The following is a 15,538-nucleotide window of genomic DNA, read 5'->3' on the forward strand; positions in this document are numbered from 1 at the left end:
GGGACGGGGGGGGACGGGGGGGGGACGGGGGGGACGGAGACGGACTGGGAGGCCGGGGGACGGAGACGGGTCCGGGCGGGACGGGGGCACGGAGGCGGTCCGGGGAGGGCGGGGAGACGGTCCGGGGGCGGGGGCCAAAGTGGACCGGGCACAGGGGCGGGTGGCTCGGATTGCGGCTCTCCCGGTGCGGGCGGCGGTCCGGGCCGTACCGCCCCCGCCACCCCTTTCGCCCCGCTTATACCCGCTCTGACCTGGGACGTCGTACGACTTCCGGAGTACGGGCGGGGCGCGTACCGCGTCGGCGGTACCACCGGGGGAATCCTCTGGTACGACGACGGGAGGGCTCCGGCGCGCGATCGTGGAGGGTATGAGTCCCCTCCTGTGGTCGGTCGTCCTCTCCCTCGTCTCCGCGGTCGCCTACGCGGGCGCGGCGATCGTGCAGGAACGGGTGGCGGCGGTCGCCGGCGGGCCGGCCTACGCGCCGCTGCGCAACCCGGTGTGGTGGGGTGCCGTGCTGCTCAGCGGCCTGGGCGCGACGCTGCACGTGGCGGCCCTCGCGTACGGGCCGCTCAGTCTGGTCCAGCCGCTGGGCGCGCTGACCATCGTGTGCGCGCTGCCCATGGCCGCGCTGTTCGCGGGGCGCCGGGCCGGGCGGCGGGCGTGGCACGGGGCGGTGATGGCCACGGCGGGGCTGGCCGGGCTGCTGAGCGTGACGGGCGGCGGCGCGGGCCGGGTCCCCGGCGACGGGGAGCGCTGGCTGCTGGCCGGGATCGCCTTCGGCACGGTCGCCGGGCTGTTCGTCCTGGCGCGGCTCGCGGGCCGGTCCGCGCTGCGGGCGGTGGCGCTGGCGGCGGGCGCGGGCGTCGCCTTCGGGGTGGCGTCGGTCTTCACCAAGGCGGTCGCCGAGGAGTGGACGGCGGCGGCCCCCTTCGCCGAGTGGGGGTCCGCGCTGGTCCTGTCGGCGCTCGCGGTGACGGGTCTGCTGCTCTCCCAGGCGTCCTACCGGGGCGCGGGGCTCGCGGCGCCGCTGGCGACGGTCACCGTCGTCAATCCGGTGGTGGCCGCCACCGTCGGCCTCACCCTCTTCGGGGAGGGCTTCCGGTACGGGGCGGCGGGCGCGGTCGCGGCGCTGGTGTGCGGCGCGGTCGCGGCGGGCGGCTTGGTGGAGCTGACCCTCGACCGGCTCGCCCGCACCGGGGCGGGGAGCCCGGCCGGGGCGGACGAGACGGACGGGACGGGCGGGGCGACCGGGTCAGATGGGGACGCCGCGGGCCCTGAGGTAGGCGAGCGGGTCGATGTCGGAGCCGTACCCGGGACCCGTGCGCACCTCGAAGTGGAGGTGCGGTCCCGTGCTGTTGCCGGTCGATCCTGAGCGGCCGATCCGCTGGCCGCCGGTCACCCGCTGGCCCTCCCGGACGGAGACGGCGGAGAGGTGGGCGTACTGGCTGTAGCGGCCGTCGTCGTGGCGGACGACGATCTGGTAGCCGTACGCGCCGGCCCAGCCCGCGGAGACGATCCGGCCGTGCGAGACCGCCGTGACGGTGGTGCCGGTGGGGACGGGGAAGTCGACGCCGGTGTGATAGCCGCTGGACCAGGAGGAGCCGGGCTTGCCGTACCGGGTGCCGGTGCCGGCCTGGACCGGTGCGGAGTAGCCGCTCCCGGCCGGCTTGGCGGCGGGCTTGGGCGCGGGCTTCGCGGCGGGCTTGGCGACGGGCTTGGCCTGTGGCTTGGCGGCCGGGGGCTTGGCCTGCGGCGTGCTCTGGGGCTTGGCCGCGGGCTTCGCGGCCGGCTTCGCCTGGGGCTGCGCGGTGGGCTTCGTCTGCGGCTTCGCCTGGGGCGCGGCCGGGGGCCGGTGGGCGGCGGGCTCGACGGCCGGTTTCGCGGGCAGCGGGGGCTTCGCGTCGGTCGGCGGCTTGGGGGCGGGCTTCGCGGTGGGCTTCGGGTCCGGCTTGGCCGGGGCCGCGATGCGCAGGGTGAGGCGCTGGCCGGGATGGATCAGGTCGGGGTCGCCGCCGACGACCTTCCGGTTGATCTCGTACAGGCGCTGCCAGCCGCCGCCGACCCGCTCGTCGCGGGCGATGGCGGAGAGCGAGTCGCCGGGGGTGACGGTGTACATCTCGCGCACGGTGGGGACCGTGGTCGGTCCGGCGCGGTGCGGCGCCTCCTGGGGTAAGGCGCGCTGCGCGGGCAGCGAGGCGGCCTTCACGTCGTTGCCCCCGGAGGGGGCGGTCTCCGGGGCCGGGCCGCCCCGGGCGAGCCCGGCGCGGGGGCCGCAGGCGGGCCAGGCGCCCGGTCCCTGCCCCTTGAGGACGCGCTCGGCGACGGCGATCTGCTGGTCCTTGGAGGCCAGGTCCGCGCGGGGCGCGAACTCGCGGCCGCCGTGCGCCTCCCAGGTCGACTGGGTGAACTGGAGGCCGCCGAAGTAGCCGTTCCCCGTGTTGATCTGCCAGTTGGAGGAGGATTCGCAGCCCGCGACCTTCTCCCAGACGTCGAGCGAGGCGGCCTGGGCGGCCCCGGCGCCGACGAGCGGCAGGGCGAGGCCGGCTCCTCCGGCGGTGACGGTGAGCGAGGCGCGGTTGATCCGGCTCGGCTGGTGGCGGCGGTGACGTCCGCGTACGGCCATGGGCCCCCCTTGAACACAGCGACGGCGCCCCAAGTTACGGGGATCGCACACTGTGTGACAAGCCGGTCGGTGAAGTCCGCCGGTCAGCGCGGTGCGGGGGTCCGCGGTGCGGGACGGTCAGCGGCGCCCGGCCGGTCCGGCGGGGCCGGGCTGCGGCTGCGGTTCGGGGTCCGGGACCGGGCCGCCGGGCTGCGGCGGACCGGGCAGGGGCGGTTCGGGCGGCACGGGCACCGGGCTCGGCGGCGGCACCGGTGTCGGCGCGGGCACCGGGGAGGGGATCGGCGAGGGCGGCAGCGGGTCGGGGTACGGCTGGGTCATGGCGGACCTCCCGGTCGACGGCCCCCCGGTCTCCCCTCCCAGGGTGGCACCTCCCGGGCGGCGTGTCCCGGGAGGTGCCGCCGGGGTCCGTCCGGCCGCTTCCGCCGGGTCCGGCGTCAGGGGCCGGACGGACCCCGGGTCACCAGAGTCCCGGCGTGGCGGCGAGCTGCCGCTCGGCGGCGCGGACCACCTCGGCGGGCGGCTCCGGGGCCTCCTCGGGGTGCCGGGCGGCCCACTTCACGACGTACGGGCAGAGCGGCACGACGGGGACGCCGTCGCGGGCCGCGAGGGCGTAGAACTCGCGGACGAGCGCGCCCGCGATGCCCCGGCCCTCATGGTCGGCCTCGACGACGGTGTGCACGGCGACGAGCGCGTGCGGCGCCTCGTCGAGCGCGAAGTAGACGATCACCCCGGCGAAGACGTCCCCGTCGGCGTACGCCTCCAGGCGCCCCTTCTCCCGGTCGTCGCGGATGGTCGGCGCGGCTCCCCGCTGCTCCTCGGCCATGCGGTGTGCTCCCTCGGTCGGTCAGATCGCGGCCGGCACCGCGTGCGGCGGACGCACGGTGTCGCTGCCGGGCACGGGCGCCGAGGCGTCGGCGCCCAGTTCCACGATGCGGTTGCGACCGTCGACGTGCACGACGCGCGGCACGTACCCGCGCGCCTCGGCGTCGTCCATCTGCGCGTAGCTGATGAGGATCACCAGGTCACCGGGGTGCACCAGGTGCGCGGCGGCACCGTTGATCCCCACGACGCCGGAACCGCGCTCGCCCTCGATGACGTAGGTCTCCAGACGGGCCCCGTTGGTGATGTCCACGATGTGCACCAGCTCACCGGGCAGCAGATCGGCGGCGTCCAGCAGATCGGCGTCGACGGTGACGGACCCGACATAGTGCAGGTCGGCCTGGGTGACGGTGGCGCGGTGAATCTTGGACTTGAAGATCGTTCGTATCATCGAGGCACTCCTGAACATCGGCTCCCTGCCTGCGTTTTTGCAGGTCAAGGGCTATTTCTTCACCCTACAACGAGTCGCGGATCCCAGCGGCTCCTCCCGGGCTCCCCAGGACTCACGCTGACCACTTGCCGACTTTCCTGACGCCGTACCGGCAATGCCGGAGAGTTGCGCACTCCCGCCCCGGCGCCACCGCGACCACCTCGCAAGCCTACGCAGTACGCCCACGAGAGCCCCCGTGACCACCATCACTCTCGCGATACGGCGGCGCATGCTCCGTGCGCACACGAGGCGCTCCACACCGCCGGAAACCCCAGAACGGTGCGGACCGCCCGGCAGCAACCCCCGACTGGGCGAAACCGGCTCTTCTGCGGCAAGTGGCGGAACCACCGCCGAGCGTTCAGGGCCGGCCGCAGGCCGACCAGACCGAAATCGCTCGTATGTATGATCAATTACTCCTGCTCGGCCTGTGGGCCCTGTGTGACGCCCATGGCCGACCGTGCGATTCCGACCGTCAAGACACGGGGGTGGCGACGATGTCGTTCGAGGACGAGTGGGCTGCGGCCAAGACGGCCGCCGCCATGAGACTGAACCAGGCCGGCGGTTCGACGCCGGCGAAGGGGTCGGCGGACTACGTCATCGAGGACGACGACCTGGGTGCGATCGGCCACGCCGCATACGGACTGTTCAACCGGCTCCAGACGGGTGGGAAACACGCCGGCGAGGCGAGCGAGACCGCGGCGAGCGGGCTGAAGGGCGACGGTTTCGACGCCGGTGCCGCCCTGAGCGAGGTGAACAAGACCTGGGAGACACAGGTCAGGACCCTGCTCCAGGCATGTGCGCACATCTCCAACCACCTGAACTTCACGAAGAAGTCCGCGCAGGCAGACGACGACTGGATCGCGGCACAGGTACGCATCATCGGCCCGGTAGCGCCCGGCGACGACGGTGCCGTACCGGCGTCCAAGATCAGCCAGCTCTTCCGGTAAGGAGCCCCTTCATGCCCTCGTTCGAACAGCTCCTGAACGCCAAGCTGGGCCCGGCGCAGACCGCGGTCACCCAGTGGAGCGAGATGATCTCCAAGCTGAACGCCCTCAAGACGGAGGCGGCAGCGATGAAGACGAAGGCGGACCAGTCGACCTGGCGGGGTGAGAACGCCTCGGTGACGAAGGAGTTCGTCACGAAGACGGCAAAGGAATTCGGTGACGCTGTCACCGAGGCCGAGTCCGTCCGTGACCTCCTCCAGGATGCCCACACCCTGCTCAAGTCGGCACAGGACGACCTGAAGCTGACGTACGAGAACCCCCCGCCGGGCATCACCATCTACCCCAATGGCGTGATCAGCCACCGCGTCCACCCGGACCGCCGGTCGGCCGGCAGTACGGAACCGGTGGCCACCGAGGCGCAGTTCGAGGCGCTGCGCGGCAAGATCGAGGGCATTCTGAAGCGGGCCGCCGAGGCGGACGAACTCTGCGCCTGGGGCCTGCGCGCACTGATCAAGAACCATCCGAACGACTTCGGCAGCACCGACCTCGGAGGCATCGCCGACGCGAAGAAGCTGCGCGAGGAGGAGAGGCAGCAGGCGGAGAACGGCCGGGAGGCCGCCAAGCTCTACGCCCGCTGGGAGCACCTCGACGACAAGGAGCGCGAGCGGCTGCTGAAGCTCGTGGAGGAAGGCCAGGGGTCGCCGGCGTTCTCCGCCGAGCTCATGACCAACCTCAGCTTCCATGGCCGGGAGCAGCAGGAGGCCGTGCTTCTGCTCGCCGGCAGTCTGGAGCACGGCGGACGCGACGGCCGGCTCTCCGCGACCGACGCCCGCCTCTACCGAGCGCTGTCCGGGAGCCTCGCCACCGCGACAGGACCCGATTCGCCGCTCGGCTCCCCGGGCGGTGTCACCTCCGCCTGGACCGACCGCCTCATCGCCGTGGCCCGCGACGGCAACGGCCTTCCGAACCAGCACCCGGGGCAGTTGGGCGGCGGAGCGGCGGGGCTCAGCGCGCTGACCAAGCTGATGGCCGCGGACAACGACGGCCCTCCGGTCTACGACCCGAACAAGGACCCCGGGGAGAAGTCCTCGCCCTGGCGGAAGGACGAGGGCGATCCGGTGTACAGCGAGGCTTTCCTCACGGAGGTCGCCGACACCATCCGGGACTGGGAGACGCACACGGACGACCCGTACGGCGACTACATGAAGGGCTGGAAGGGCACTCAGGAGGACCCGATGAGGGGCCTGTTGAACGCCATGAGCCTCAACCCGTCCGCCTCGACCCACTACTTCGACCCGAACACCACCGACAACCTGAAGTACTTCCTGGACGACCGGAAGTGGCCCGGCGGCAGTGTCGAGAGCAAGATGCCGGAGGAGCTGCAGTACAGCTCGGCCCGAGCCGAACTCGGTCTCGCGCTGGAGGCCGCCGCCACCGGCCGTGTCCCCGGCTCACCGATGCACCCGGTGCCATCGCATCACGACGGCGCCGAGGTCGCGATCTTCGAGCGGGTGATGGGCGAGTACACGAAGGAACTCAGGACCGATCAGAGTGCCGTTCCCGTCTCCATGCGGCTGCCGATGGCCGACATGATCGCCGACTACGGCGCTGACGTGCACCAGATCCTCGGCAAGAAGATGGACGGCCCGACCGACTTCAACCAGCTGGAGATCGACCGCGGCGACCTCACTCGGATCATCCGCTCCATGGCCGAGGACCCCAACGCCTTCAAGGCCGTTCACGGTTCGCAGACCGCGGTGATCGGCGAGGGGCTCGCACGCTTCCCGGAGGATTCCTTCCGCAGGGAAGATCCGGAACTGCGGGCCTGGGTCAAGCAGTCCGCGTCGGTGCTCGGGCACCTCGACGGCGTGCGCGGTGATGTCATCTACGACCTGGGCCAGGCGGAGAAGGACGCCAACAACTGGAACAAGATGGTCAACTATCACGTCTACGGCGGGATCCTGACTCCTGTCCCGATCCTCGGCGACGGAGTCCAGCGCGCGATCGACTGGGGTCTGAGCGGGAACCTGAACAACGAGAACGCCAAGGTCGACGCCGCGACCCGCGAGAACATGATCAAGCATTACGACGAGGGCCAGAGGCAGATGTACGGCATGCTGCGCGGGATGGCGACGCATCGCGGTCTGACGGAGGCCGAGTTGGACGCGAGCCCCGGCGAGTTCGAGGACCACCTTCAGACGATCACCGAGCAGTGGTACCAGAACGGCATGGAAGACGCCGACAAGTCGATGGGACAGTGACCGATGCACAAGAAGTGGCTGCCGCTGACCATCGTGCTCGGCATCGCCGGGGCGGCGGTCGTGACGGCAGGTCTCTGGCCCGGCGGCGAGAAGAAGCCTCCGGCGGCTCGGACCCTGTGCTCCGGGGCGCTCAGTCGGGAGACGGCCGAGCTGATCGACGACGGCAAGGGGGGCGAGGTCAGCGCGGAGGAGTGGGGGAGCAAGGGCAAGGGCACGGACGAGGCGGTGTTCAAGACGTGCGGCGTGATGCGCGCCGACCCCGGCGGTGACTCCCGCCGGGGAATCTTCAACCTGGTCATCGCGGACGAGCGGCGCGACTCCGGCCCCCGGAAGGACTCCGTCCCCCTCGGTTCCGGATTCAAGGGCTGGGCGCTCCCCGAGCAGGCCAGGGCCGTGCTGCCCGAAGGCTGCGCCGCCCGCATGGGCTCGACCGCCCCGTACATCACGGTGACCTTCCTCGCGCCCTCGAAGGAGGGCGAGGAGCAGAAGGAGGGCCTCGTCGACCGCGACACCGCGATCCGCAACAGCGCGGCGATCGTCCGGGAGGCGGCCACGAACCTCGCACGCATCGCCGGCTGCGCGTGACCGCCCTGCGCAGGGGCCGGATCGGGCTGGTCCCGGATCGGAGTCCCGGTGAGTGAGGAGCCGGTCTTCGTCAGGAGCGGCTGGGGAACCGGCCGGTACGTCTACAACCACCGCAACCCGGCCGGTCTCGCGTTGATCGTCCTGGCGTCGCTCCTCGCGCTCGGCGGACTGTTCGGCATGCGTGCCGGATCGACGTGGAGCGAGGGCGAGCTCCGCGACGCCGTCCACCGGGGCGTCGCGGAGCTGGACGGAAAGAGGCACTACACGAGCCTCGCGGGCGACCATGGGCTCCTGATCGCCGAGGCGATCCGGGGAAGCGGTATCGGACCCGGGCACGGCATCGAGACACGCGGGGAGGAAGACGGCGGCTATACCGTCGGCACCGAGGACACCGGCACCGAGTACTGCGTCCGCCTCACGCTGGCTCCGGATCCGGAGCCGCCCGTGGTCTTTCCGGGAACCGAGGACCTGCCGCCGCCCGGCCCGGACATGCTCGCCTTCTACGTCTCCCACGCGACCTTCGGGGAAGGCGCCTGCCGCTGACGCCGTCGGCTGCTGAGCGGGAGCCTCCTCCGCGCCGGCAGCCCTGGTTCTTCGATCCGAACAGCGTGCGCAGCGTCGAGAACACTCCCGACGGGAGGCTCCCTGCCTGCGTTTTCGCAGGTCAAGGGCTATCCCCACAGTTTACATCGGGTCGTGTCCCGGCTCCGGGGAGAACGCGTGGGTCCGGACGGGGTCGAGGTGGAGTTCGTAGGGGCCCAGGCAGTCGGCGGCGGGGGTGGCGATCGGGGTGCCGCAGGGGCAGGCGCGGTTGGGGCCCTCGTCGCCCGAGGGGCCGCAGCAGCCGGTGCCGTTCCGGTTGCCGGGGAGCGGCCGGAGGGCGGGGGCGTCGTCGGGGTGGAGCAGGACGGTGTGCCGGGGGTCGGCCGGGGCGGCGGGGCCGTCGGCGCGGTGGACACGGGGGCCCCGGGGCCGGTCCGGCTCCGGGGCCCGCCGGCCGCTGCGCGCCCAGGGGTCGGGGTCGATGGCGTAGTGGCCCCGGGGGACGGTGGAGGGCGCCCGGCGCGTCTTCCGGTCCCGGTCGCGCCCGTCGGCGAAGACCTCGGGGACGGCGGCGAGCGCGGTGAGTTCCGGTGTGATCCCGGTGCCGCACCTGGAGCAGAAGAAGACGGTCATCGGGCCGTTGTAGTCCCCGGCGGCGGGGGTTCGCACCCCGTTTCGCCGTCCGGGCGCGGTCAGGCGTCGGTGGCCGGGGCCGGGTGGGGCTCCTCCTCGGTGGGGCGGCCGACGAGGAACAGGGGCGGGAGGGGAACGACGTCCGCCGGGGCGGGGAGGAGGGGCTGCGCCTCGCGGGCGTACAGGCGGACGAGGTCGGGGAGTTCCCAGTGGCCGGGGGCCGTGCGGACGAGCAGGTGGGCGTCGGTCAGGACGTCGAGGCCGTCCTCCGCCCGGTAGGCGGTGGTCCCGGTGAGCGCGGCGGCCGCGGCCGGGTCCGTCCGGGGGGCGTGGTGGCGGGCCAGGGCGGTCAGCAGGGCGGCCGTGTCGGGGGGCAGCGCCTCGTAGGAGCGGGCGAGCGCGGTGCGCAGGCCGGAGTCCTCCACGTCGAGGAGGCGGAGCCGGCGGTCCGGGTCGGCGAGTTCGTCGGCGATGTCGCGGAGGGGGCGTTCCGGTGCGTCGGCCAGACGGGTGGCGACGGCCCGCAGGGCGCTCGGCAGCCCCGCGCACAGGGCGGTCAGCTCGTCGGCCGCGCCGGGGTCGGCGTCGATCCGGGCGGCTCCGGCGCCGGAGGCCAGGACCGTACGGCTCTCGGGACCGGCGAGGGGCTCCAGGGGGAGGCGGCGGGCCTGGTCGGACGAGACCAGGCCGCCGAGCCTGCGGGTGCTGGTCACCACCGTCAGGCAGTTCCGGCCGTCGGGCAGCAGGGGGCGCACCTGCGCGGAGGCCGGCGCGTTGTCGAGGACGACGAGGAGCCTCAGGTCGGCGCAGAGCCGCCGGAAGAGGGCGCCCGCCCCGGCCGCGCCGTCGGGGACGTCCTGCGGGGGCACGCCGAGGGCGCGCAGGAAGTCGCGCAGGACGGTGTGCGGGGTCGGCGCCGGTTCGCCGGGTTCGCCGCGCAGGTCGGCGTAGAGGCGCCCGTCGGGGAAGCGGGCGGCCTCGTCGTGCGCCCAGCGGACCGCGAGGGCGCTCTTGCCCGCTCCCGCCGGTCCGGTGACCAGGACGACGCCGGGCGCCGCGTCGGCGAGCGCGGTCAGCCGCGCCCGCTCGTCCTTCCGGCCGAGGAAGCCGCGCGGCGCGCGGGGCAGCAGGTCCGCCTCGCCGCGGGGGGCCGGCGCCGGGGGCTCGGCCTCGTCGTCGTCGGCGGGGGCGGGGGCGGCGGGGGCGGCCGGGAGGCGGGTCTCCGCCTGGAGCGCCATGACGTAGGCGGCGGACAAGTCGGGGCTGGGGTCGATGCCGAGCTCCTCGGAGAGGATCCTGCGCGTGCGGTGGAACCAGTCGAGCCCTTCCGAGCGCCGCCCCGCCAGGTACAGGGAGCGGACCAGGGCGGCCGAGAGCGACTCGCGCAGCGGGTACGCCTCCGCCTCCGGGCGCAGCACCGAGGCCGCGCGGGCGTGCTCGCCCAGCGTGGCCCAGCAGTCCGCCAGCTTCGTCACGGCCTCCAGCCTGCGGTCCTCCAGCTCCTGGGCCGCGGTCTGGAGGGGCGGGCTGAGGAGCACGCCCGTGAGCGCCGGTCCCTGCCAGAGCGCCAGGGCCTCCTGGTACATGAGGGCGGCGTCGTGCGGCTCCGGCTGGGCCGAGGCCAGCGAGATCAGCTCGGTGAAGCGGTGCAGGTCCAGCAGGCTCTCCGGGCAGCGCAGCACGTACGCCGTCCCCTGCGTGACCAGCTGGATGCCGTACGCCTCGGCCTCGGACTCGGCGAGGAGGGTGCGCAGCCGCGAGACGTGCCCCTGCACGACGCCGCGGGCGCGCGGCGGCGGCTCGTCCTCCCACATCGCGTCGGTGAGGTGGTCGACGGGGACCGGCAGGTTGCAGCGCAGCAGCAACGCCGCCAGCAGGCTGCGTCGCTTGACGGGACCGAGGTCGAGGTCGCCCGAGGCGGCACCGACCGAGACGGTGCCCAGGAGGCGGAACTCCATGGCTGAGGCTCCAGGTGGAAACGAACGGTCCGGCCGGACCCGGCCCCGCCGGGCCCGGCACGGGGCCGAGTGCGGTGGGGGGATACGGCCGGCCGGGAAGTCGTGAACGGCTGGACGACGGTAGGCCCTCGCGGCCGGGCACCGGAAAACCGGGCGGCGACCGGCGGGGAACCGGAGGAAGTAGCGCCGGTACTTCTGCCGGTTCCGCCGGTCCGCCGCCCCGGCGCGGGCGCGCCGTTCAGGGGCCCGGCGGCCGTTCCGCCTCCTCCAGGGCCTCCTTCGCCCTTCCGTACAGCGGGTGGCACGCCGCCCCGAGTTCCCGGGCCGCTTCGCGCAGGACGGGCAGGGCGTCGTGGCGCCGGCCCTCGCCGGTGAGCAGGAGGCCGAGGTCGAGCCGGGCCTCGGCGGCCCGTACCGGGGCCCGGCCCTCGTCGAGCAGCCGGACGGCCGCCCTCAGGTGGCGCACCGCTTCCTGGTGGCGGCCCAGCAGCGCGTGGTCGTTGCCCATCTCCCGCAGGTAGAAGCCCTCGGTGACGGAGTGCGGGGGCAGGGCGCGCGGGTCGAGGGAGGCCAGGATGTCGAGCCCCTGGCGCCGCACGGCCACGGCCGCCCCCACCCGGCCGCTCACCCGCAGGCAGTGCCCGAGGGTGTTGAGCAGGGCCAGCAGGGCGCGGCGGGCGGCGACCGACCGGTCGGGCCGGAGGACCCGCACCGCCTCCCGGAAGCGGACGACCGCGTCGTCGACGCGGCCCAGCCGGCGGAGGGCGGCGGCGCCGTAGCCGAGGGCCCAGCCCGTCTCCAGCCGGTCGCCGGCCTCGCGGGCGATCCGCAGCGCCGTGTCCGCGCAGCGCAGTCCCGCCGTCGGGTCCTGCTCGCACACGGTGTGCGCCCAGGACAGGAAGTTCAGGTGGGCGGCCTCGGCGGAACGGTCGCCGAGCTCGCGGGCGCAGTAGGACGACGTCCGGAAGAGTTCGGTCCACTGGGGCCAGTGCGGGACCAGGTCGGAGAACCAGTGCAGGGCCCGCGCGGTCTCCACCACCTCGCGGTGCCGGCCGTCGCGCGCGGCGCGTCCCAGGGCGGGCATCCAGGCGTACCGCTCGGCCCCCAGCCACCGCTGTGCCTCCGTCCGCGCCCGCTCGGCGTCCTCCCCGGCGGGGTCCTGGAAGTCCGGGTCGAACCGGAGGCCGAAGACCGTGACCTTCGCCAGGAGGGACCGGTCGCACCGGGCCACGGCGGCGGCGCACGCCTCCTCGCCGTCCTCCCGGGCCGCCCGCTCGGCGGCGAACAGCCGCAGCAGGTCGTGGAAGGCGTACCGGCCGGTCCCCGGTTCCGGGTGCAGCAGTCCGGCCTCCACCAGGTGGTCGAGGTGGCGGCGGGCCGCCGCCTCGCCGGTCCCGGCCAGCGCCGCCGCCGTGGCGGCGCCGAAGCCGGGCCCGTCCGCCAGACCGGCCCGGCGCAGGACGAGGGCCGCCGCCGGGTCGAGCGCGCGGTACGAGAGCGCGAAGGCGGGCCGGACCCCGAGGTCGCCCGTCTGGAGCGTGTCCAGCCTGCGCCGCTCGCACTCCAGGAGCGTGCGGACCTTGGCCAGCCGTTCCGCCGGCCGGGCGGCCAGGCGCTGGCCGACGACCCGGACGGCGAGCGGCAGCAGGCCGCAGAGTTCGGCGATGTCCCGGGCGGCCTGGGCCTCCGCCCCGACCCGCTGCCGCCCCGCGATGCGGCCGAGCAGGTCGACGGCCTCCTCGCGGCGCAGCAGCGGCAGGTCGACGCGGTGCGGCGCCCCGGCCACCCCGCTCAGCGCCTGCCGGCTGGTGACGAGGACCCAGGTGGCGCCCGCGCCGGGCAGGAGGGGGCGCAGCTGCTCCTCCCCCGCGCAGTCGTCGAGGACGATCAGGGCCCGCCGGGCGGCGCAGCGCTCCCGGAGCAGCGCGGAGCGGGCGGCGAGGCCGTCGGGGACGGTCTCGTGGGGGACGCCCAGGGCGAGCAGGAGGCGCTCCAGGGCTTCGGCGGGGGCGAGCGGCGTCTCGCCGGTGCCGTGCAGGTCGAGGGCGTACTGCCCGTCGGGGAAGTACGGGGCGAGCCGCCGCGCGGCGTGGGTCGCGAAGGTCGTCTTGCCGAGTCCGGGGCGGCCGGTGACCAGGTGCACGCGGGGTGCCCGCTCCGGCTGGGAGGCGAGGGCCACGAGGCGGTCCAGGGCCTCGTCGCGGGCGGTGAAGTCGGGGATCGGGCGGGGCAGGGAGAGCGTCCTGGCGGGGGCGGGTCCGGGGGCGGGCCGCCGGTGGCGGCCGTCGGCGGCGCACGTCTCCAGGGCGGCGGCGTCCTCGTCGTCCAGGCGCAGCGCGGCGGCCAGCGCCCGCACGGTGCGCCGCTGCGGGCCGCGCGTGCGGCCGCGCTCCAGGTCGCAGAGGGAGCGGACGCTGATCCCGGCGGCCCGCGCCAGTTCCTCCTGCCCGAGTCCCGCCCTGGACCGCAGCGCGACCAGCAGGTCGCCCAGCCTCCCGTGCCGCGTCATCGTCTCTCCTCCGTACCTTCCCACCGGGGTGGGCCGCCCGGTGGAGTATGCCAAGAGCCCGGTCGGCGGCCCGCCTGGGCTGACCGTTCCGTCCGCTTCCGCCCCTTTCTCTCCTTCGCGCTCAGGGCTCCCGGACCAGGGCGGCGGGGAGGTTGCCGAGGATCGCCTCGACCGTCTCCTCCGGTGTCTGTTCCGTCGTGTCCAGCCAGAGCCCGATGCGCGGGGTGTCCTCGCGCAGGGCGCGGTCGAGGGCCTCGACCGTCCAGGCGCCGCCGTAGCCGGTCTTGGGGCGGCCGTCCTCCCTGCTCCGTACGGCGGTGGCGGTGGGGGCGAGCACGACGACGTACAGGGGGCGCGTGCGCGGCCGGGCGACGTACCGGCTCAGGTCCTCCCCCAGGACGATGTCCTGGACGACCGCCGTCCAGCCGTGGCGCGCGTACTCGTCGGCGACGAGCGCGGACAGCCGGTGGCGCAGTTCCAGCTGGGACCTGGCCCCGGGGGTCGCCTCGGGCGTCAGCTCCTCCCGGCCGGAGACCACCATCCGGCGGAAGACGTCGCCGCGCACGTGGGCGGCGCGGGGGAGCCGCCGGGCCAGCAGTTCGGCCACGGTGGACTTCCCGGCCGCCATCACGCCGGTGATCAGGACGAGCGCGGAGCGCAGTTCGGTGTCCACGGGGGCCTTTCGGGTACGGGCTCGGGGCGGCCGCCCATGGTGTCACGTCCCGGTCCCCCGGCGGGGGAGCCGGGCGGGGGTCAGAGGGCCGCGACGATGTCCTCCACCCGGTCCTTCGCGTCGCCGAAGAGCATGGCGGTGTTGGGGCGGAAGAAGAGGGGGTTCTGGACGCCCGCGTAACCGGAGGCCATCGAGCGTTTGAAGACGACGACCTGGCCGGCCTCCCAGACGGTGAGGACGGGCATGCCGGCGAGGGGGCTGCCGGGGGCCTCCGCGCCGGCCGGGTTGACGGTGTCGTTGGCTCCGATGACGAGGACGACGTCGGTGCGGGCGAAGTCGCCGTTGATCTCGTCCATCTCCAGGACGATGTCGTACGGGACCTTGGCCTCGGCGAGGAGCACGTTCATGTGGCCGGGGAGGCGGCCGGCGACCGGGTGGATGCCGAAGCGGACGTCGGCGCCCCGGGCGCGGAGCTTGGCGGCGAGTTCGGCGACCGGGTACTGGGCCTGGGCGACGGCCATGCCGTACCCGGGCGTGATGACGACCGAGCGGGCGGTGGCGAGGAGTTCGGCGGCGGCCTCGGCGGTGATCTCCTGGTGTTCGCCGTGGTCGGTGCCGGGGGCCGCCGGGGCCTCGATGCCGAAGCCGCCCGCGATGACCGCGAGGAAGGAGCGGTTCATCGCCCGGCACATGAGGTAGCTGAGGTAGGCGCCGGAGGAGCCGACGAGGGCGCCGGTGACGATGAGCAGGTCGCTGCCGAGGAGGAAGCCGGAGGCGGCGGCGGCCCAGCCGGAGTAGCTGTTGAGCATGGAGACGACGACCGGCATGTCGCCGCCGCCGATGGACGCCACCAGGTGCCAGCCGAGCGCGAGGGCGAGGACGGTGACGGCGGCCAGCGGCGCGAGGGCGGGCGCGGCGGTGAACCAGACGGTGAGGGCGGCGAGGAGGGCGAGGGCGCCGAGGTTGAGGGCGTTCTTGCCGGGGAGGACGAGCGGCCGGCCCGCGATCCGGCCGGCGAGCTTCAGGTGGGCGACGACGGAGCCGGTGAAGGTGACCGCGCCGATGAGGACGCCGAGGGCGACCTCGGCGTGGTGGATGCCGAGGGTGCCGAGCGCGTCGAGGGCGGCGGCCTCGGTGCCGTCCGGGTGGCGTTCGACCTCCAGGAAGCCGTTCCAGCCGACGAGGACGGCGGCGAGGCCGACGAAGGAGTGCAGCAGGGCGATGAGTTCGGGCATGCCGGTCATCTCGACGCCGCGGGCGCGGTGGAGGCCGACGAGGGCGCCGGCCAGGAGGGCGAGGGCGAGCAGGGCGGCGGCGCCGGCGCCGAGGCCCCGGTCGGCGGCGAGGACGGCGGTGGCGACGAGGGCGATGCCCATGCCGAGCATGCCGAAGGCGTTGCCGAGCCGGGCCGATTCGTGGCGGGAGAGTCCGGCCAGCGCGAGGATGAACAGCAGCGCGGCGACGAGGTGGGCCGCCTGGGCGGCGTGGGTCACGGTCACG

14 protein-coding genes are annotated in these 15,538 nt (G+C 74.5%); 5 read left to right on the forward strand and 9 right to left on the reverse strand.

The genetic code is table 11. The annotated features are described in order from the left end of the window. Window positions 1-367 precede the first annotated feature (367 nt). Window positions 368-1,372 carry a DMT family transporter gene (locus IE219_RS17195; protein WP_189978245.1) on the forward strand — a complete coding sequence of 335 codons (1,005 nt, stop codon included), beginning with the start codon at window positions 368-370 and terminating at the stop codon, window positions 1,370-1,372. Here IE219_RS17195 and IE219_RS17200 read toward each other — a convergent pair. The 4 genes from IE219_RS17200 to panD all read right to left on the reverse strand — a co-directional run bounded on the left by IE219_RS17200 (window position 1,253) and on the right by panD (window position 3,893). Beyond that, entirely contained in the window at window positions 1,253-2,623 is a 1,371-nt protein-coding gene (locus IE219_RS17200) for a transglycosylase family protein (RefSeq protein WP_189978247.1), read from the reverse strand. The genes IE219_RS17195 and IE219_RS17200 overlap by 120 nt on opposite strands. Before the next feature lie 117 nt (window positions 2,624-2,740). Continuing rightward, window positions 2,741-2,941 carry a hypothetical protein gene (locus tag IE219_RS17205; protein WP_189978249.1) on the reverse strand — a complete coding sequence of 67 codons (201 nt, stop codon included), beginning with the start codon at window positions 2,939-2,941 and terminating at the stop codon, window positions 2,741-2,743. Window positions 2,942-3,080: 139 nt separating this feature from the next. Continuing rightward, window positions 3,081-3,446, reverse strand: coding sequence for a GNAT family N-acetyltransferase (locus tag IE219_RS17210; RefSeq protein WP_189978251.1), 366 nt, complete (start codon window positions 3,444-3,446; stop codon window positions 3,081-3,083). Window positions 3,447-3,467: 21 nt separating this feature from the next. Continuing rightward, window positions 3,468-3,893, reverse strand: a complete 426-nt coding sequence (gene panD / locus IE219_RS17215; protein ID WP_189978253.1) for an aspartate 1-decarboxylase — start codon at window positions 3,891-3,893, stop codon at window positions 3,468-3,470. Between the two features lie 533 nt (window positions 3,894-4,426). On the opposite strand from panD, the gene IE219_RS17220 reads away from it, so the two are divergent. The 4 genes from IE219_RS17220 to IE219_RS17235 are packed head-to-tail and all read left to right on the forward strand — an operon-like array spanning window position 4,427 to window position 8,265. Then, complete coding sequence (locus tag IE219_RS17220; protein ID WP_189978255.1) at window positions 4,427-4,879, forward strand: hypothetical protein; 453 nt, start codon at window positions 4,427-4,429, stop codon at window positions 4,877-4,879. Window positions 4,880-4,890: 11 nt separating this feature from the next. Beyond that, entirely contained in the window at window positions 4,891-7,137 is a 2,247-nt protein-coding gene (locus IE219_RS17225; RefSeq protein WP_189978257.1) for a DUF6571 family protein, read from the forward strand. A gap of 3 nt (window positions 7,138-7,140) precedes the next feature. Then, entirely contained in the window at window positions 7,141-7,722 is a 582-nt protein-coding gene (locus tag IE219_RS17230; RefSeq protein WP_189978259.1) for a hypothetical protein, read from the forward strand. A 48-nt stretch (window positions 7,723-7,770) separates the two neighbouring features. Then, window positions 7,771-8,265, forward strand: a complete 495-nt coding sequence (locus IE219_RS17235) for a hypothetical protein (RefSeq protein WP_189978261.1) — start codon at window positions 7,771-7,773, stop codon at window positions 8,263-8,265. 141 nt (window positions 8,266-8,406) lie between these two features. Here the strand turns inward: IE219_RS17235 and IE219_RS17240 are convergent, their stop codons facing one another. The 5 genes from IE219_RS17240 to pntB form a co-directional block, all read right to left on the reverse strand. Next, window positions 8,407-8,934 (reverse strand): hypothetical protein, encoded by a 528-nt coding sequence (locus tag IE219_RS17240; protein ID WP_229849818.1) that lies wholly within the window; start codon window positions 8,932-8,934, stop codon window positions 8,407-8,409. Window positions 8,935-8,957: 23 nt separating this feature from the next. Beyond that, the gene (locus IE219_RS17245) at window positions 8,958-10,856 is read right to left on the reverse strand and encodes an AfsR/SARP family transcriptional regulator (RefSeq protein ID WP_189978262.1); all 1,899 of its coding nucleotides are present in this window, start codon (window positions 10,854-10,856) and stop codon (window positions 8,958-8,960) included. 238 nt (window positions 10,857-11,094) lie between these two features. Continuing rightward, window positions 11,095-13,365, reverse strand: a complete 2,271-nt coding sequence (locus IE219_RS17250) for an ATP-binding protein (RefSeq protein ID WP_189978264.1) — start codon at window positions 13,363-13,365, stop codon at window positions 11,095-11,097. Window positions 13,366-13,486: 121 nt separating this feature from the next. Further along, window positions 13,487-14,038 carry an AAA family ATPase gene (locus tag IE219_RS17255; protein ID WP_189978265.1) on the reverse strand — a complete coding sequence of 184 codons (552 nt, stop codon included), beginning with the start codon at window positions 14,036-14,038 and terminating at the stop codon, window positions 13,487-13,489. 80 nt (window positions 14,039-14,118) lie between these two features. Beyond that, window positions 14,119-15,537, reverse strand: coding sequence for a Re/Si-specific NAD(P)(+) transhydrogenase subunit beta (gene pntB / locus IE219_RS17260; protein WP_189978266.1), 1,419 nt, complete (start codon window positions 15,535-15,537; stop codon window positions 14,119-14,121). Window position 15,538: the final 1 nt, after the last annotated feature.

It is taken from the genome of Streptomyces termitum, assembly GCF_014650175.1.
Classification (GTDB): Bacteria; Actinomycetota; Actinomycetes; order Streptomycetales; family Streptomycetaceae; genus Streptomyces; species Streptomyces termitum.